This window comes from Pontibacter toksunensis (genome assembly GCF_042686245.1).
In the GTDB taxonomy this organism is placed as follows: Bacteria; Bacteroidota; Bacteroidia; order Cytophagales; family Hymenobacteraceae; genus Pontibacter; species Pontibacter toksunensis.
On record NZ_JBHUOX010000010.1, the window covers coordinates 46,172 to 63,015 of the forward strand.

Annotated in this window: 15 protein-coding genes; 5 read left to right on the plus strand and 10 right to left on the minus strand. The window is 48.3% G+C overall.

From position 1 onward, the window contains the following. The first annotated feature begins 29 nt into the window (after positions 1–29). On the plus strand, positions 30–1,388 hold the full coding sequence (locus tag ACFS7Z_RS14165) for a DUF2254 domain-containing protein (RefSeq protein WP_377485665.1): 1,359 nt from the start codon (positions 30–32) through the stop codon (positions 1,386–1,388). Between the two features lie 48 nt (positions 1,389–1,436). Here the strand turns inward: ACFS7Z_RS14165 and ACFS7Z_RS14170 are convergent, their stop codons facing one another. The 7 genes from ACFS7Z_RS14170 to ACFS7Z_RS14200 all read right to left on the minus strand — a co-directional run bounded on the left by ACFS7Z_RS14170 (position 1,437) and on the right by ACFS7Z_RS14200 (position 7,863). Further along, positions 1,437–2,756 carry a hypothetical protein gene (locus ACFS7Z_RS14170; RefSeq protein ID WP_377485667.1) on the minus strand — a complete coding sequence of 440 codons (1,320 nt, stop codon included), beginning with the start codon at positions 2,754–2,756 and terminating at the stop codon, positions 1,437–1,439. Positions 2,757–2,778: 22 nt separating this feature from the next. Continuing rightward, positions 2,779–3,156 carry a hypothetical protein gene (locus ACFS7Z_RS14175; RefSeq protein ID WP_377485670.1) on the minus strand — a complete coding sequence of 126 codons (378 nt, stop codon included), beginning with the start codon at positions 3,154–3,156 and terminating at the stop codon, positions 2,779–2,781. Positions 3,157–3,173: 17 nt separating this feature from the next. Next, on the minus strand, positions 3,174–4,070 hold the full coding sequence (locus ACFS7Z_RS14180) for a cyanophycinase (protein ID WP_377485672.1): 897 nt from the start codon (positions 4,068–4,070) through the stop codon (positions 3,174–3,176). Between the two features lie 44 nt (positions 4,071–4,114). After that, positions 4,115–4,537 carry a hypothetical protein gene (locus ACFS7Z_RS14185; protein WP_377485674.1) on the minus strand — a complete coding sequence of 141 codons (423 nt, stop codon included), beginning with the start codon at positions 4,535–4,537 and terminating at the stop codon, positions 4,115–4,117. Positions 4,538–4,543: 6 nt separating this feature from the next. Further along, positions 4,544–5,428 (minus strand): TIGR02587 family membrane protein, encoded by an 885-nt coding sequence (locus ACFS7Z_RS14190; protein ID WP_377485676.1) that lies wholly within the window; start codon positions 5,426–5,428, stop codon positions 4,544–4,546. 481 nt (positions 5,429–5,909) lie between these two features. Beyond that, complete coding sequence (locus ACFS7Z_RS14195; protein WP_377485678.1) at positions 5,910–6,224, minus strand: hypothetical protein; 315 nt, start codon at positions 6,222–6,224, stop codon at positions 5,910–5,912. 982 nt (positions 6,225–7,206) lie between these two features. After that, complete coding sequence (locus ACFS7Z_RS14200; protein WP_377485680.1) at positions 7,207–7,863, minus strand: response regulator; 657 nt, start codon at positions 7,861–7,863, stop codon at positions 7,207–7,209. 686 nt (positions 7,864–8,549) lie between these two features. Between ACFS7Z_RS14200 and ACFS7Z_RS14205 the strand changes: the two genes are divergently transcribed. Further along, positions 8,550–9,098 (plus strand): NUDIX domain-containing protein, encoded by a 549-nt coding sequence (locus ACFS7Z_RS14205; RefSeq protein WP_377485682.1) that lies wholly within the window; start codon positions 8,550–8,552, stop codon positions 9,096–9,098. 192 nt (positions 9,099–9,290) lie between these two features. On the opposite strand, the gene ACFS7Z_RS14210 is transcribed toward ACFS7Z_RS14205, so the two are convergent. The 3 genes from ACFS7Z_RS14210 to ACFS7Z_RS14220 are packed head-to-tail and all read right to left on the minus strand — an operon-like array spanning position 9,291 to position 13,294. Beyond that, positions 9,291–10,808: a hypothetical protein gene (locus ACFS7Z_RS14210; protein ID WP_377485684.1), complete on the minus strand. Its 1,518-nt coding sequence runs from the start codon at positions 10,806–10,808 to the stop codon at positions 9,291–9,293. Further along, positions 10,765–11,991, minus strand: coding sequence for a UDP-galactopyranose mutase (gene glf / locus ACFS7Z_RS14215; RefSeq protein ID WP_377485686.1), 1,227 nt, complete (start codon positions 11,989–11,991; stop codon positions 10,765–10,767). Before glf ends, ACFS7Z_RS14210 begins: the two co-directional genes overlap by 44 nt. 58 nt (positions 11,992–12,049) lie before the next feature. Then, positions 12,050–13,294 carry a glycosyltransferase family 1 protein gene (locus ACFS7Z_RS14220; protein WP_377485688.1) on the minus strand — a complete coding sequence of 415 codons (1,245 nt, stop codon included), beginning with the start codon at positions 13,292–13,294 and terminating at the stop codon, positions 12,050–12,052. A gap of 304 nt (positions 13,295–13,598) precedes the next feature. On the opposite strand from ACFS7Z_RS14220, the gene ACFS7Z_RS14225 reads away from it, so the two are divergent. The 3 genes from ACFS7Z_RS14225 to ACFS7Z_RS14235 all read left to right on the plus strand — a co-directional run bounded on the left by ACFS7Z_RS14225 (position 13,599) and on the right by ACFS7Z_RS14235 (position 16,815). Beyond that, positions 13,599–14,321: a hypothetical protein gene (locus ACFS7Z_RS14225; protein WP_377485690.1), complete on the plus strand. Its 723-nt coding sequence runs from the start codon at positions 13,599–13,601 to the stop codon at positions 14,319–14,321. Positions 14,322–14,759: 438 nt separating this feature from the next. After that, positions 14,760–16,262, plus strand: a complete 1,503-nt coding sequence (locus ACFS7Z_RS14230) for a PQQ-dependent sugar dehydrogenase (protein ID WP_377485692.1) — start codon at positions 14,760–14,762, stop codon at positions 16,260–16,262. Next, the gene (locus ACFS7Z_RS14235) at positions 16,255–16,815 is read left to right on the plus strand and encodes a hypothetical protein (RefSeq protein WP_377485694.1); all 561 of its coding nucleotides are present in this window, start codon (positions 16,255–16,257) and stop codon (positions 16,813–16,815) included. Before ACFS7Z_RS14230 ends, ACFS7Z_RS14235 begins: the two co-directional genes overlap by 8 nt. Positions 16,816–16,844 lie beyond the last annotated feature (29 nt).

A 16,844-nucleotide genomic window follows, 5' to 3' on the forward strand; every position in this document is an offset into this window, starting at 1 on the left:
CTATCCTGAACAAGAAACAGCCACTAAACATGTTTAGCAAACTTACTTCATCGTCTTATAAGAAAGAGGCGACTATTACCAGCAGCATCGCCTTTCTTCCGTCTGTTATTGCAACCGCCTTTCTTCTTCTGGCAGTAGGCACAATGTACTTCGAGTCACTGCCCCTTGCTTTGGAGATAGAGCGCAGGCTGCCCTCTCTGCTGGTGCCGCAGGAAGAGAATGCCCGCGTCATACTCAGCACGATTGCCAGTGGCATTATCTCCTTAACTGTCTTCAGTTTCTCTATGGTGATGATCGTGCTGAGCCAGGCATCGAATAATCAATCGCCGAGGGTAATTCCGGGCCTGACAACTGTCAAGTACCACCAGGTGGTACTTGGCTTTTACATAGGCACCATCATCTATACGCTTCTCCTGCTGCTCAACTTTGAAAGCATGAGGGGAAAAGATCAAGATATACCGGCCATTGCTATTCTGCTGGCGATGGCCTTTGCTATTATCTGCCTTGTTCTTTTTGTTTACTTTATTCATTCCATCTCCAGAGCCATACAGGTGGATAACATCATGAACAGTGTTTTTCAGAAGGCAAAAGAGGCGCTGCACAGTGAAAGAGAAATTGCCAACAAAACAAAAAGCACAAAACTAGACAATGTCAGAGCGCTTACCCATACTGTGAAAAATGATGCAAACGGCTATTTGAAACGCATACACCTGCAGGAACTGCAGCAACTTGCCAGGCAACACGATCTGCAGATAGAAATACTGGCGGAAGTAGGTGCTTTTACAGTGGAAGGCACCCCCCTGCTACGCCTTTCTGCTGACCCGAAGCAGTATGAAGGGCTGACACAGCAGTTGCAGGATTGTTTTTCCCTGCACGAGAAAGAGGTTATCATGGAAGACTTCGAGCAGGGGGTTAAGCAGCTATCTGAGGTGGCGGTAAAGGCATTGAGTCCGGGCATTAATGATCCGGGCACCGCTCTAAAAGCCATCGACTTTCTGTCACTCCTGTTCATTTTCCGGGTTAAGTGCGAGGACCGCAACTGCCTGCTGGATGAGGAAGAGAACCTGCGGGTAATAGAAAAGAACATCTCCCTGGATGAGTTGCTGCACCGGTACCTGAGCCCGATCAGAACGTATGGCAAGGGAGATTTGCAAATTAACATGCGGTTGTTGAAATGCTTCTACAACCTGCTGCACCAGAGCCCTTACAATGCGTACGAGGATGTCATATCCAAACATGCCCTGGCAGTAGTTTATGACGCTGACAAGAACATTGAAAACCTCATTGACAGAAGCCGGCTAAATGAGCCTATCAGAATCTTCAACGATATAGCCCCGCCCAGGTACCAACTTCCACTGCTGGAGGTACAGGATGTTTTTGCCAGTTAAGATTTGGCCGGTTCTTTCTTGCCTGAGTCAAAGGAAAATCATAATTCCTTATATCCGGAGAAACCTGTTGATAAACTGCACAGCGCCTGGATAAGCAGCAAAAGGATGATGGTCTGCTAATCTGAAGACCCGGAAGCCCAGGCGCTGCCAAATGGCTTCGTTCTCGCTATCAGTTACTTCCAGTTCCAGCCAGTTTCCGTGACCATAAGTGGGCAGCCATACTGTTTTATCCTGCTCCCCCTTTATCTCCACAAGCGCACTATTGTAAGAGGCGAAATACCACTTCCGTATGCGCTCCTCTTCATCGTCCACGTAAATTAACGGGAGGGGATTGCGAATCACATCAAAACCAAGGCGTTCCAGAATTTCTGCAATGTTGTCAAACACCTCAGGCGTAGCCAACTCTGTAGTGAGGTTCCCCAGCATATCCGATGCCAGCTGCGGATCGCCAACTAACACCCGGTACCTGCCGTCCCCGTTGCGGCCGGCCAGCGACAGAAATAAGTTCAGGTACGACAAGGGCTGGGCGGTTCCTTCCTTATTCCGGTGATAAATCACCTCCGTCCATTTTTCTCCATTCAGGCAAAAGGTTCTTCTGCTCTCTGCGGGAATCTGTAAGGCGCTGCCAATAAAGAACAAGGCCCGCTCCTGGTCAAGGTACCGCTGAAAGGGCTCTATGAGCGCCTTGCCGGCAGACAGTGTTTTTGTTTGCGGCACCAGCTCATTCAAATCCAGGAAGGTATCTACGGCATGATCTGCACCTATAAGAAAGAAGTTGTCTCCGACCAGCACATTTCCGCTTTCGAAGTAAAGCGGCACCTTTACCCGTTCCCATCCAAACTTCCTGCTGGCATGGTAACAGACGTACTCGTCAGTGGACTTCCTGTTTGTGTGTGGCTGCACCATGTATACCGCGCCATCCCTTGTATCCCGCACCAGTTTGTATTCATCTTCCACCCATGTGGTTTTTTCATACTGCGCAGGAACAGTATAAATGATCGCCCGGCTCATTAAATTTTGCTCCTCTAACCACTGTTGTAGCGTTTCCTTCACAGAAGCATGCACCAGAATGTAAAAACGCGTGTACCTGGGTAGCTTAAGGAGATAATCCTGGTACGCCTTCCATAACGGGTTTTCCTGCCCTTTCAGTGCATAGGCTGGCAGTGCCAACACGATACCATCAAGGGCGCCATCGGCGCTTGGTATCAGGCTTGGGTCTGAAGGCAACGTCATGTACTCCTGCAAAACACTTATGGCTACACAGTGCCGGCGTAGTTCATAATCATTCAGTGTGGCAGTCCCATTTTCTACTAACGCCGGTATAGCGGGGTAATGCCTGGTCTTAAATTGTTCGACTACTTGCTGCATGGTTTTTCTTCCCTTCAGTTAATTATTTCTCTCTCGTAAGCAGGTCTTTTCTGCCCGCCCAAAACCACAACCCTATTAGAACCACTTCTCCTGCCGCATCCAGCAGGTATACATCCCAGATAACATCAGACAAGGCATAATAAACATCGATGCCCGCCAGACCAGCCGCACCTGCTATGCCTAGCCACTTTATCTCCTGTGTAACAGCATTTCGCACACCCGCCGCCAGCAGCACACCACCTATCGCTATGATAAGCACGCTTACCGTGTACAGCAGCCAGATATCCTCTTTCGGGCCTGTTACCCATAGAAAGCTGCTCAAATGCACAAAAGGCCACACACCTGTTATAAACCAGTAAACTCCCTGTACTAGAGAGACCAAGCTTAAGTGAGGCTTCATAGCGGTGGCATAGAAAATTAGATGTGAAGCTGATCGTATGTAGGAATAGTATATACTTCGCCCTTAGACAACAAGTGCACCCGCATATCACGCACTGTAAAAGGCTCTCCGGTACCTATTTCATAAATGTTAGTGGCCGTTATGCCCATACCGTCTACCACCGTTACCAGACCGCTACCTAGCACCTTGAACTGACTTCCTTTTGTTACATAGATGGCTGTATCCTCTTCCAGACCGATGCCGATACAACCAGGATTCGTGGAGATACACTGCGCCATGCGTACGATTCGGCCGCGCTCAATAAAGTGCGTGTCAATCGCAACATTCTTTATGAACTCGAGTCCAGTGGTAATGCGCACGTCTCCCTTTATGTATCCCCCCTTTGTTTCCCCTTCGTAAATCATGGGTGTAGACATGGCAGTGGCTCCGGCACTTGTGCCAGCTATCAAAATTCCTTCATCGTAGGTGTAGCGCTCCTTCATGAGTTCCAGCACAGCGGTGCCACCCAGTATAGAGGTCAGCCGCAGTTGATCTCCGCCCGGAAACATGATGCCAGCCGCCCGCTCTACTATATCTAAAAAGGCCGGATTCTTTGCATCAAGGCGCTGCCTTATGTCAATTATCTCCACATTGGCTACACCATTTTTCTTGAAAACCTCGATATAATCCTGTGCAACTTCTTCCGGCAAAGTAGAGGCTGTAGGTACTACAGCTACCATCGGGTTCTCGCCCTTTAGTTCACTGATAAAGAACTTTAGGATTTCCTCTTTCTCAAAGTTAACATTTCGCGCCTGCTCCTCTTTTAGCTCCTTTTTGCCCTTGTCCTCACTCCCGCCAATAGCCAGCAAACACCCTTTTGGAACCGGAGCCTCTTTGTTGCGCTTATATCGGTCTGATACTTTTCTCTTTGCCATAGTCTCAGCATACTGAGTATGTTGTTTCGTTTAATTTAAAAATTTTAAGGCTTCTGATAGGAAACTACATGTGCTGAGACATCCTCCCTATTATTAGGTTTGCGGTTGAAGTTAACCCATCCTTCCCGCCTTGACTCCTGCGGCACAAACATCAGCTGCAGTTCTATCTTCTCCACTGTTTTCCCGTTCTCCTTCAACTCCACCTCCACCTGCACAGACTCGGCGGTTTCTCCACCTTTATTGTACACCTGCACATGGTACCGGAATGGTTGTTGCGCGGTTGGGTCTGGCTTCACCTCCACCTGAATTTCCGGGGATGATGGTTTATAAGAATAGGCCTGGTAACCCAGGTAACCCAAAATGGTGATGACCAGCAGTAAACTCACCCAGAAAACAATCCACTCCAACAGATTCTTCCTATCTTTTATTCCTTGTTGGTTGTTCTTATCGTCGTTACTTATTTGCATTCAGTTTTACTTTATCAGCAGCCGCCCGGCAGAAGCACCCAGCGAAGCAATAACACCCAGTGTAATACATTGGGCTAAGGATTTCCAGAGGCCCATGTTATCGAAGCGGCCGAAAAACCAAAGGGCAAAGGCTGAAGCAGCGAGCGCAATAAGGTATGACAGACACGTGTTCAGGGTCACATCAAATACAAAACTCCCGGATAACCTGACTTTGCTGCCTCTAAAATCGCTGAAGTAAACGACCACTACGCTCAACAGGATAGACACAATGGCCATGAAAAGTATATGAATAGGCTCAGCCTCTACAGCAATCATTACTATCTCCTCTGTCGGCGCCACATTCCCTCCTACCAGTATGGCACCACAAAGCGAGAGCACGACCGCCGCCATCTTACTTGTATTCCTTCCGTTCTGCTCGTCATTTTGCTTACCAGCATCGTAGTCTCGGTTCTGCGGGTCTCCTTCTTCACCAACACCAAGCTGCGCTGTTCCCACTGAAACGCCTATCGACACAGCCATTGCCTCTAGAATAACCTTCCCCATTATTTCCTCTACAGACATACTCCCGATACTGATGCGGTTCAGCATGAGCAGCACGCCAAATGACAGTGCAATGCCAATTCCCATTTCCTCTACAGAGTCCACAAATACGCTCCGCCAGGAAGCATCTGCACGCATGCCGGCATAACGGTTGTAGCCCAGTAGCAGCAGGTACGTTACCACCACCAGCAGCATCAAATCAAGTGGCGCCGCTACAAAACCAGCCCACCAAACTTCCATAGTATAAAGCAAGGGGAAGGAAAAGAGCAGGCCACCAGCTATTCCGCGCGCATACTCTTTCAGCGACTGCGACACCGGTCGGCTCATGCTACCCTGCTCCTGCTGCTTCATAATGCGTTTTTAGTCTTTGTTCCTGTTCCCGTAATTGCACCGGTTTCCAACCGTTAAGTTTTGCTGTAGCAGCACATTTCGCCTGAATATGGCTATTGTGGAAAGTGCTACTGCTATTTCAGATTGTAAAGGGATAAAGTGTATGGATTTACGTTGGACTAATTTATGGGTTAACTATAGTGGGCAATTTCAGTACTTACACCTATCAAAATACATGTTTTAATACTGACATCTGCACCGCTTACACTTTTTTTGAAACCACCTGCTCTCTTGTCACTTTCACTCCTACCTAGGTTTACAATGCCGTAAGATAGGCGCAGACACAAAAAAAGAAGCCTGCAAACGCAGACTTCTTGTAGCGAACGCAAGAACACTTTGTACTTGCATCGTATCTTAAATACCAAATATATTAAACATTTAAAATGTCCCTAAGAAATCGCTTCCGCTTTCATCTTTTTGCACACTTTACAGGGAAAACTAATCAAGGTTTCCTGCCCGGGTCTGATGGATATTGGCGATCGCTGGCCGCTCCATAATTATAGTGAATAAAGTCACTGTACGTTGAGGCACTGGCGTTCACACTTATCTTATTTTCATCTGTGGCTCCGCTGTAAGGCACAGAAGCATAGCCCCCAGACTTTCGCTTGCTTCTGTTTATTTTCACAAAACCTGTTCTTTTAGAGGGTGGGCACATAGGATTGTAGCGGTGCGCTACAAAGCTGTTACCTGCAGGTACGGCATGCTTTCCTGATCTGCTGTAATTGAAGTTCGATTGCTTGGTTTTTGGTAAGCTCATGACAATACTCCATTAAATGAACGGGTGCATAGGTAATGGCAATCCTATTCTGTATTGCTACCTTTTCAGGTGACAGGAAGGGTGGTCCGGCAAGAATGTGTTTTTTTAGCAAGACGTAAGGAGGGCCATCCTCAGCACCCGTTTAAGTTTGGCCGCTCCTTAGCCTTGTTAAAATAAAGCTGTCTTAAAACATATGCGTTAATTGAATAACACCTCTTTTAAGCTACTTTATATACTTGAATTTACGGCTTATTTGCCTTCTGGTCAAACCTAAAGGACAGGATTAAGTATTTGCGCTACAAAAATACCAAGAAAACGCAACCCTCCTTCGCAGCAATTTGTAAAGATATTATCGCTTCATACCGGCCGTTGCCCCAGATAAGGAGGGCACCCGGCTCCTGAACACAAAATAGTTTTTTTATGCCCGGGACGGAAAGAGCATATAGAAGTGTAGGTGGAAAAGGAGAAGCAAAACGCTAATAAAAGATACGTAGAGACATGGTATAAAACGGTAGTTTTGCTGTATAACTACCCAAAAGCAGCACTCCTTTGATACCTGACTGTGAGAAGGCCGTATAGATTGGAAACGGCTGGAATTTAGTGCAAAGATGCTTTTGGTTGGTTAAGTAATCTTTTAAGACACTGCCCGTTAGGGAAGACGTCCCATAACCGGAACAGACCGCGACAGCTACGAGTGATGTGGATGCTGATAAATGGGTGCTTAAGGCTACCACGTTACATAGCTACTATAGAAGGGCCTTTATTCTACAACAGCAGTTGAGAATGAAGGCCTTCTTTATTTGCTTCGATCAATGCTGGTTATTAAGTAAGCCGGTGAAAACCAGGTTGAAAATCTTTGCATGAAAAAAACACCTTAAAAATAAAACAACCCCCACCTGTTGTGGCGTCACATGCTCCTTTGCTAAATAGAGTCTTATAGTAACACATGAGCAGGTATTTAAGAGGGAGGGAAGCCTGATAATTAGGAATCGATGCTGATGTAACCATTTTGGATGGCGTATTTTACCAGATTCGCAGTATTTTTGGCGTTTGTCTTCTCCAGTATATTTTGCCGGTGCGTCTCGATAGTACGCTTACTCGTGAAGAGTTTATCAGCAATTTCTGCATTGGTATATCCTTCTGCTATCAGGGCCAGCACTTCCAGTTCGCGTTTGGATAAGATATTGGAACCGCGGGGTGCCTTTTCTGACTCTTCTTTGGGAGTATTTGATTTGTTAAGGAAGCTGATAGCTAAGTCGGCACACATAAACTGGCTGCCACTCGCTACCAATTTAATAGCCGACCGAAGTTCTGCTTTACCCGTGTTCTTCAGAATATAGCCAGAGGCACCATTCTCAATCATTTTATGAACAAAGGGTTCGCTGTTCAGCATGGAGAGCGCCAGTACTTTTGTATCAGGAAAACGTTCTGTCACCTTTTTTGCCGCTTCGTACCCATCCATTACAGGCATGTTAATATCCAGCAGCACCACATCAGCAGGAGTATGCTCAAGTAAGTCTAACAGTTCCTGACCGTTTGAGGCTTCTCCCACCACTTCTGTTTCTTCATCGTCCTCCAACAGAGAACGTAGTCCTTCTCTTATGATATTATGGTCATCTGTTAGTACAACTCTAATCATCTGTTTATCTCCCATTGTCTTTCTGCTTTGATAAGGCTGCTCAACGCAGCTGGAATTAATTATAGGCAGCGGTACAGTCAGAACTGCTTCTGTACTCTTTGAAGGTGATGCTTTACTGGCTGTCCCGTGCCCTTAGAAACTTATACGTGTAATACCTAGTTCCCGCACATTTTTAGTTAAAGTACTACGTGAATACTAGCAATGAACACTAATGCGCCAGCAAGACTTCATTCCATTTGAGTTTTACGAGACATCTCCTGGCACTGGAGCTAAACAGGAAGATACATGCCACGCTTAAGATGGCACTACAATAAAAAAACTGATGAGTTAAACGCAGCACCCTTGTCATGATGCCTGCTAGGAGAGTTCCTTCAAAGCTTCCCACAAAAGAACAGCTTTTTCGGGTTGCAGGAGTACAGCCCTTGATGCGTGCACAATTTAAGTAGTAATACCTCTTTGGTTTCCCCAGCACTGGCATACATCACTATCACGTACAGAAGCAGACTACGCTCCTGATTTATAACCTGATGCAGGAAATTTTCCTTCTGAAGGACTTGAAAAAACCTGACAACTTCATGAAGCGCAAAGCTGTTTTATGTAAATGTATGAACTGTTTTAGCAGGCATAGCCTATAGCTGCAGGGAGTTGGGAAACGTAAACAGGCGCTAACTATGGAATAAAAAGATATGAAGATAAAGCGAAAAGAAACGGTGTATGATGGCTTCTATACCTTCCGAAAGGTAATATTAGAAGACAAAGGCAGGGAAATTGAGCGGGAGCAGTTCGATAGCGGAGGTGCTGCGGCGGCACTTGTATACGACACCACAAAGGGTAAATACATTTTCGTGAAGCAGTTCCGCTACAGCGCCGAAACAGAATTGGTGGAGGTTGTTGCCGGTGTCCTCGAAGACGGTGATCCTGAGAAAACAATATTAAAGGAAATAGAAGAAGAAATAGGCTACAAAGTAGACCACATAGAGCATGTATGGGACTTCTTCACCTCTCCCGGCGCCTGCACAGAAATCGTGCACCTTTACTATGCAGAAGTTAGTGCCAAAACAAAGGAAGGTGGCGGTTTAGATGAAGAGCATGAGCAGATAGAAATAGTTACTCTAAGTGCAGATGAACTACTAAACCAGACCTTCCGTGATGCCAAAACTATCATTGCCGTACAATGGATGGTAGCCCGCCTCGGAAAAATACCGCAACGGCAAGAGGCTTTTATTAAAAAGTGATTGGCGCTTATAGTTATGGATGTTTCTGATCAAGGGCGAAGGATAAAATCAAATAGGCTTTTCCCGTCTCTAATCCTTTCAACTAAAGCACACTTCGTGATGCAAAGTATATTAGGCTCACTGTACCTATGCCTTTTAGAAGGGGCAAGTAAACATTCTCATAAGAGGTTTTACTTACCCCCTCCTACCACTTCAACCAATCTTCCTGATAGCCAGCGCCACATCAGTCACAACGGCAGGTATAACTACGCTGAGACTTCCTGAAACCAAGTTCTGGGCCTCTTCCTGAAGTATAGTCTTGCCTTCTGCTGTATTCCAGATCGTGAAGAGGTATTTTCCTTTCTCCATGCCCGGCACCTTCAGCCCCACCTCGAGGGGTCTTGCTGCCGGGTTGAGTTTTCCTTCGCGCTTACGCACCGTATCAGTCCGCAGCACCCATACCACAGCCTGCTCCTGATCGGCACAGGCAAATACGGTGACAGCAGTAGAATTGGTCTGGACTTCATAGTTCAGGTTCTTCCGTTTGAAGCGCTTCCAATCGATAAGGCTGGTGAAGGCGGCCAGGCTCTTTTGAGCACAGCGCATGCCGTGGGTGAGCGTGTGCGGATGCCTGTTGGGCCATCGCATACCTCCCCCAGCACCACCTGATGCAAAGTGCGCCCACTGCATGTGGCGGAAGTACTCATCATCAAAAGGCTCCGGCAAAGTCTTTTTGCGGTCCTTGAAAGCGTGTATTGGTCCGTGCTCACTATCAAAAAACGGCCTTGATTTGTTCAGGTGCTCCAGCGCCTCCCGCACCAACCGCCCCGTCACGATGGCAGACCACAACGTATCTTTGGGGTTGTTGATAGTAGCCGCATCATAAAAATGGGTGCTGGCAAAATCGAGGTTAGGGTGACGGAATATAGCATCCGCTACTTCCGGGTTCTCATCTAACACCGGCCCATACAGCGACACTGTTTGCGGGTGCGAACGGCCATGCAGGCGCATCTCCGTCTCCCGCAGGTGTTCGCTTACCTCTTTGATAAAACTATGAAAGACTTCGGTCCGGTTATTGGCATGAGCCGGGTGTATCTCGTTCCACAAATCCCAAGCAAACAAAACACCGCTCCCGCCCCAGCGCTCCGTCACAAACGTGAGCCTGTTTTTGATTGCTTTTCGGGTATTGGCACAAAGCAGCCACTGCGATCTGTGGCTGCAGGGGCCACCATTCTGCTTGTTGTAAGGGTGGTGCTTCCACCTGATCCACATCCAGAAGGTATCAACTGGCGTGAGCAAAATGCGGATCTTATACTTCCCGCACAGCTCAAACAGGTTATCCCAGAGGCGCACCATGTTGGGCGAAAACGTACCGGTCGGCCGCTCAAAATAGCGGTTTTCAGTTTGGGCATACTCCAGCATAAAGCGTAGGCAGGTCACGCCATGGCTGGCGAGCCAGGCTAAGTGCCCCTCCACCTGCTTCAAGTCCTTCCGCCTGAAAGCATTCGCAAAATCGGGCCAGGTTATAGCGTCGTTCTGCCCGATGGGTGTCCAGTTCTCTCCTTCGTCTGTAACGAAGTAAGGTGCGTCAGGAGCTACCTGTATCCAGGGAAGGTCATTTGCTGTACTCTGCACTACCTCTTGCTCCAGCCCCGAAGCAGTGTCGCTTATATATATTTCCTTTAATTCAGTTGTCTTTGTATTTAGAATCAGATGCTTTGTCTGCTCCATTTATGCCATTCTTTAAGGTAGCCGCTACCATTGTTCCCTTGCCGTTTCCGTTGCTTACTGCAACGCTGTCCAATACAAGGGCCTTTTCTTCCTGCGCTGTCTTCAGCCTCTTGAAGAGAGTCAGTGCCTGGGCCACTACCTGGTCCATGTTATAGTACTTGTAAGTTGCCAGTCTTCCGGCAAAGTAAACGTCTTTGATTTGGTCTGCCAACTTTTTATACTGATTGTATATAGCCGCGTTTTCCGCTTTGGGCACGGGGTAGTACGGTTCCCCCTCCGCCTGCGGGTACTCATAGACGATGCTGGTTTTGGGGTGCTGCTGGCCCGTCAGGTACTTGAACTCGGTGACGCGGGTGTAGGCGTGCTCGTTGGGAAAGTTGACCACCGCCGTGGGCAGGTGCACCTCCTGCTCCAGGGTCTGGTGCCGGAACTCCAGCGAGCGGTAGGGCAGCTCGCCGTAGCAGAAGTCGAAGTACTCGTCCACGGGCCCTGTGAAAATCATCTTCCTGAAGGGAATCACGTCCACTATCTCGTGGTAGTCGGTGTTGAGCATGATTTTGATGTTGGGGTGGCTGAGCAGCTTCTCGAACATGGCCGTGTAGCCGTGGCGGGGCATGGCCTGGAAGGTGTCGGTGAAGTAGCGGTCATCCCTGTTGCTGCGCACGGGCACCCGTGAGGTCACCGACTTGTCGAGCTCCGAGGGGTCCATGCCCCACTGCTTGCGGGTGTAGTTGCGGAAGAACTTCTCATACAGCTCCCGCCCCACGCGGCTCACCACCACGTCCTCGGAGGTGCGCACCTCGGGCACCTGCTCTGCCACGGACTGGAAGAAGCCCTCCACCTCGAAGGCCGTCAGGTTCAGCCCGTAGAGCTTGTTGATGGTGTCCAGGTTGATGGGCATGGGCACCAGCTGCCCGTCCACGCTGGCCAGCACCCGGTGCTCGTAGGGACGCCACTCGGTGAAGTTGGAGAGGTAGTCGAACACGTCCCTGGAGTTGGTGTGGAAGATGTGAGGCCCGTACTTGTGCACCAGTATCCCCTCCTCATTATAATGGTCGAAAGCGTTGCCTGCTATATGCGGCCGTTTGTCTACTATGAGTACTTTTTTATTTAACTGGGATGCAAGCCTTTCAGCCACCACACTACCGGCAAAGCCAGCCCCAACTATAAGATAATCGAACATACTTATCCCTTTCTACTTTAAATGAAAATTTTACACCCTGGCTAAAGGGCAATTAAGATCAGGCTGTCTGGTGCTGCAGCGCCTGGCTCATGAGTTGCACCATGCCACGCCATGTGTTGTCCCAGGATCTGCCTGCCAGGAAAGCATTTACGTCGCAGTGCCACGCTGGATCTGATGCCTGTGCCATGGCGGCTTCTACTCCAGAGACAAACTCTTCTGGTGTGCACGCAATGTGCACCAGTTTCGCCTCGCCATACGGTTTCACCACATCCCGGACAGGGGTGGAGACGACAGGCTTCCCGGCTGCTAAATATTCCGGTGTTTTAGTTGGGCTGATAAACTCTGTGGACTCATTGAGGGCAAATGGCATAAGCGCTACTTCCCATCCCCTGATGTAGGCGGGCAGTTCCTGGTAAGATTTACCTCCCAGGTATTGAATATTCTCCCGCTTCGGTAAATCTGCCGGGTCAATTTTCACCACCGGTCCCAACATCACAATTTGCCAGTCCGGCCGTTTATCTGCCACCGCTGCTATCAACTGCAGATCCATCCTTTCGTCAATCACACCGAAGAAACCGATACGAGGCGCTGGTATAGCGGCCTGATCAGCTGGTTGCTCCAGCTGTTCTTTTGCTTTGGCAAAATGTGCCTTGTCAATACTGCTCGGAAACAGGTGCGTCTGCATGTGCTGCTTCTTCTTGGAATCGTAGAGACTTTGGCCTCCTGTGAAGACCAGGTCAGCTCTTTTAAAAAGCTCTTGCTCCAGCTCCTTTAAGAGTGGGGGCGAGAATTTAAACGCCGAAAGCTCATCCATGCAATCATAAATGGTTAAGGCTGGTGACAAGTGGCTCGAGAAGCCCAAAGCCATTGGCGTATAGTACCAAAGTATAAAGCGCTCCAGCAACTGCTCTTTTAGCAGGCTATTCAGGAGCGTGCGCTGTTCCTCCTCTATTTGTTCTGCTGTTAATCTATGCGGTAGATTAGGCACCACCACATATAGGTTCTCCTCCCGGGCAGAGACATTCAGCCTTGAGGCATGTGAATCATCGAAAATGGGCTCTTCTACGAAATAGACCCTCCCATATTTTGCAAATCGGGATAGCAGGTGTTGAGGGCGCTGGTACACAAAATCCCAACGCAGGTGAGAGAGACAAACAACATCAGGAAGGTTCTTTAAAAAGCTCTCTGTTTCAGTTGTGATGCTGCTCGCTTTTCTTTTTTCAGCAGGTGCATTTGTTTCTGTATCAGTCCAATTTTCACCGGGGTTTACCGGTACAGGGTTTGTTGTGTTTGTTTTGAACATAGATGATAGTATATCTAAGCTGTAGCAGCAGGAGCAACCCCTGTAACAGCATGAAAATGTCCCTGTACATACGCACTTTCATCATGAAGAAACATGCTATAAACACGTAATAATGCTCAGTATCTATACTCAAATTGTCATAACATTAAATAAATATAGTTATAGATTTAAGTATAAATTTATTAAGTAACAGGTTCTGTTTTATTATACTGTTATAAGTAACTGATTTGACTAAGAAGCATTCCGGATGCTTTGTTATCTTTGCCAGCCTTAGTGAAATAAAAGAAAAAGTATCCTTTTCAACATGCCCGAAGAAGCAAAAGAGAAAGAAAGCGCAGCAAGCAACGGAATAGGATTACGCAACGAAAGATCGCTGCATGCGGCCCTGAAACAGTGGGTAAGTTTGCCTGAGGATAGGTTTGAAGTGCCTTTGGGCGGCTACGTGATAGACCTGGTGCGGGGGGAACAGCTGATTGAAATCCAAACCCGCAATTTTTCAGCCATTCGGAATAAACTAAAGTCACTTTTAAAGCAGCACAAGGTGCACCTGCTGCATCCTGTTACTTCTGAGAAATGGGTGGTGCAGGTAGATACTTCAGGCCAAAAGATTGCCTCCCGCCGCAAATCGCCTTACAAAGGAAAGCTGAGTGATCTCTTCGAAGAGCTGGTGCGGATACCGGAGCTGATGGCCCATGATAACTTCTCTTTTGAAGTGCTTTTTATTAAGGAAGAGGAAGTAAGGTGCCGCGACGGAAAGGGCAGCAAGCACAGAAAGCGGGTAAGCGTAGTAGACAGGCGACTAATAGAAGTGGTTAAATCTTATAATTTCAAGAGTACAAAAGACCTGCTGACTTTTATTCCCGCTAACATTGCCCAGCCCTTTTCGAATAAAGATCTGGCTGCTGCTTTACAGCTACCGCTACACCGTTGCCGCCAGATAACCTACTGCCTGCGCAAAATGGGAGCCATCACATTGAATGGCAAAAAACGGAATGAGCTATTATATAGTACGGAGTTAGAAGCTTAGGCTACCTGATTTACTGTTTCATGCCAGCTAGCTGATGTGCTATACCTGCTGATTAAGGCAACTTTTACCGGAGTTCTCCGACCCTTCCTTGTCAGGCAAGGAAACCTTACTTTCTCCTGCCATCCTCTCTTCAACAACAGTTTTCTTACCTGTACATAAAGTCAGTGCAGTTGTACCTTCTCCATTCAAAAACACCTACCCATATCAAAAGAACAAACCAGATAACCTTTGCCTTTCTGCTACTGTATAAAATAGCCACACCCTAACCAACTACCAACCTATAGCTGCTTTCCCGGCATCTGCTGTTTAGGAAAGCAAATGTAATATAGGTTTTCACCTCTGCCATTTACTAAGGCAGGACACCCTTAAAGCACCTCTTTCAAATTACGCTCTCCTTAGGAGGAAGAGCAGAAAAACCTATACTTCTAATTTCAACCTATGGAAACAAGTAACGCACAAAGGCGCAAGAACACCGGTTTCAAAATCTCGAAATCAAAATTTCAGGCAGGCACTGCCCATCCGCAGGACCTCCATAACCTTCCTATACCTGCACGGCCTACTGTAGATGCCCGGGATGTGGTGGTGCCGGACGGATATACGATAGAGCCTGTGATGGTGGGTCTCTCCTTCCCCACCGACATCGCTTTTGACGATAAAGGAACTGTGTTTGTGAGCGAAGGCGGCAGCTCGTGGCCTACGCGCCCCTATATGCCTGCCCGGGTAATTGCACTGCACGCAAACGGAGAGACAGAAACAATAGACATGAATGTGCAGGCAGGGCCAAGAGGCATTGCCTGGCGCGACGGCGAGCTTTACATGGCGCTGAAAGGCGGTTACCACATGCAGATTGTGAAGTATAACCTGCAGACTGGTGAGCTGAAAGTGTTGATTGACTCGCTGCCCAGCGGTGGCTGGCATGAACCGGGAGGGCCTATCTTCGGTGATGACGGATTAATGTATTTCGGAAACGGCTCTGTATCTCAGCAAGGAGTAGTGTTGCCGGCAGGATTTACGGTGGATATGGCCAAGCACCCGTTGGCGCATGACGTGCCGGGGCAGGACGTGACACTGAGTGGAAACAATGTCAGGAGCCGTGACCCGCGCATGCCATACCCATACATGGTAGAAACAGGGCCGTTCAAACCTTTTGGTACAGCCGCAAAAAAAGGAGAAGTAGTAAAAGGCAGTATAAACTGCAACTCTGCCGTCTGGCGCTCACGTCCGGACGGCTCTGATATGGAGTTGCTGGCCTGGGGTATCCGCAATCCCTTTGGCATGGCTCTGAATGAAGAAGGCGAGCTTTACGTTTCAGATAATGACTTTGAGGAGAAAGGAGAACGGGCAATGGCCAAGGACCCTGACTGTATCTGGCACATCAAAAACGCTTCCCAACCTTTCGGCTCCATCCAAACACCAGACTGGTATGGCTTTCCGGATTTTTGCCACGACGGGCTGCCCGTAAATCATCCGTCCCACCTGCCATCCAGAGGCACACCGGCAGAAATGCTGATGGAAAATCATCCACCACTAGCAGGTCCGGCCGCCTTTTTAGAGCAGCCGCACTCCTGCATGTGCCGCATGGACTTCTCACGGTCTGATGCCTTTGGCTTCAGGGGAGAACTTTTCGTAGCGGAATGGGGAACGATGGCACCGCTAAACTCCCCGCACCCTGAAGACCTAAACCACGGGTTCAGAGTGGTTCGGGTAAATGTAAAAAACGGAACAGCGGAGCCTTTCGTCCACAACAAAGAAATGGGACCTGCCTCTAAAGTAGGCGGTGGCGGTATAGAGCGGCCAGTATCCTGCAAATTCAGCCCCGATGGAAAAAGCCTGTATGTGCTGGATTTCGGCGGAGTACAGGTAACATCGGGTAACATGCTGGCTTACGCTCACACAGGTGTGCTATGGAAGGTAACTAAAAAGGAAAACAACAATGGATAATACAACACAAACAATGCCCATCCTCATCGAGCTCGATAATGAAACCCGGAGCAAACAACTCGACAGAGCCGCCGTCTGGTTCAACAATGTCCTACTCACGCAGGCATCTTACCGGAAGCTTGTTTCCGATACAGTAGAGAAAATTGACGAGCCTCACATCAAGCAGTACCTCGCAGAAATAGCGATGCGTGCGGAAACACATGAGGAGATAATACGGGGGAAGCTGTTCTCTGCCATAGACCGAGAACCCTCGGATGTGCGCTCTCTTTTAGGCACGATGGCCGGAAAAGCACGCGAGGCTCTGGGTGATATGATAGCGCTGACAGGCGGGGCCAGAGGTCCCTGGCAGGACCTGCACCAGGTATACCTTTCCAACTACAACTCTTTGGGAGCGATATCAGTGGCGGAGCAACTAGGCCTGGCGCTAGGTATTCCTGAAGTCGCTCATATTACCTTTCAGTTGATAGCAGATAAATCCACTGACCAGCTCCTGCTACAGGAGTGTGTGCTGGAAATGTGCTCTATGTCGATACTTTACCATGAGCGGTTTTGAGATGAGACAGAATCAAAGAAAAGGACACA

Bases quoted from the DNA above. Each gene is read 5' to 3' on its own strand.
- ACFS7Z_RS14165 (WP_377485665.1), top strand. From the start codon at position 30: ATGTTTAGCAAACTTACTTCATCGTCTTATAAGAAAGAGGCGACTATT.
- ACFS7Z_RS14170 (WP_377485667.1), bottom strand. From the start codon at position 2,756: ATGCAGCAAGTAGTCGAACAATTTAAGACCAGGCATTACCCCGCTATA.
- ACFS7Z_RS14175 (WP_377485670.1), bottom strand. From the start codon at position 3,156: ATGAAGCCTCACTTAAGCTTGGTCTCTCTAGTACAGGGAGTTTACTGG.
- ACFS7Z_RS14180 (WP_377485672.1), bottom strand. From the start codon at position 4,070: ATGGCAAAGAGAAAAGTATCAGACCGATATAAGCGCAACAAAGAGGCT.
- ACFS7Z_RS14185 (WP_377485674.1), bottom strand. From the start codon at position 4,537: ATGCAAATAAGTAACGACGATAAGAACAACCAACAAGGAATAAAAGAT.
- ACFS7Z_RS14190 (WP_377485676.1), bottom strand. From the start codon at position 5,428: ATGAAGCAGCAGGAGCAGGGTAGCATGAGCCGACCGGTGTCGCAGTCG.
- ACFS7Z_RS14195 (WP_377485678.1), bottom strand. From the start codon at position 6,224: ATGAGCTTACCAAAAACCAAGCAATCGAACTTCAATTACAGCAGATCA.
- ACFS7Z_RS14200 (WP_377485680.1), bottom strand. From the start codon at position 7,863: ATGATTAGAGTTGTACTAACAGATGACCATAATATCATAAGAGAAGGA.
- ACFS7Z_RS14205 (WP_377485682.1), top strand. From the start codon at position 8,550: ATGAAGATAAAGCGAAAAGAAACGGTGTATGATGGCTTCTATACCTTC.
- ACFS7Z_RS14210 (WP_377485684.1), bottom strand. From the start codon at position 10,808: ATGGAGCAGACAAAGCATCTGATTCTAAATACAAAGACAACTGAATTA.
- glf (WP_377485686.1), bottom strand. From the start codon at position 11,991: ATGTTCGATTATCTTATAGTTGGGGCTGGCTTTGCCGGTAGTGTGGTG.
- ACFS7Z_RS14220 (WP_377485688.1), bottom strand. From the start codon at position 13,294: ATGTTCAAAACAAACACAACAAACCCTGTACCGGTAAACCCCGGTGAA.
- ACFS7Z_RS14225 (WP_377485690.1), top strand. From the start codon at position 13,599: ATGCCCGAAGAAGCAAAAGAGAAAGAAAGCGCAGCAAGCAACGGAATA.
- ACFS7Z_RS14230 (WP_377485692.1), top strand. From the start codon at position 14,760: ATGGAAACAAGTAACGCACAAAGGCGCAAGAACACCGGTTTCAAAATC.
- ACFS7Z_RS14235 (WP_377485694.1), top strand. From the start codon at position 16,255: ATGGATAATACAACACAAACAATGCCCATCCTCATCGAGCTCGATAAT.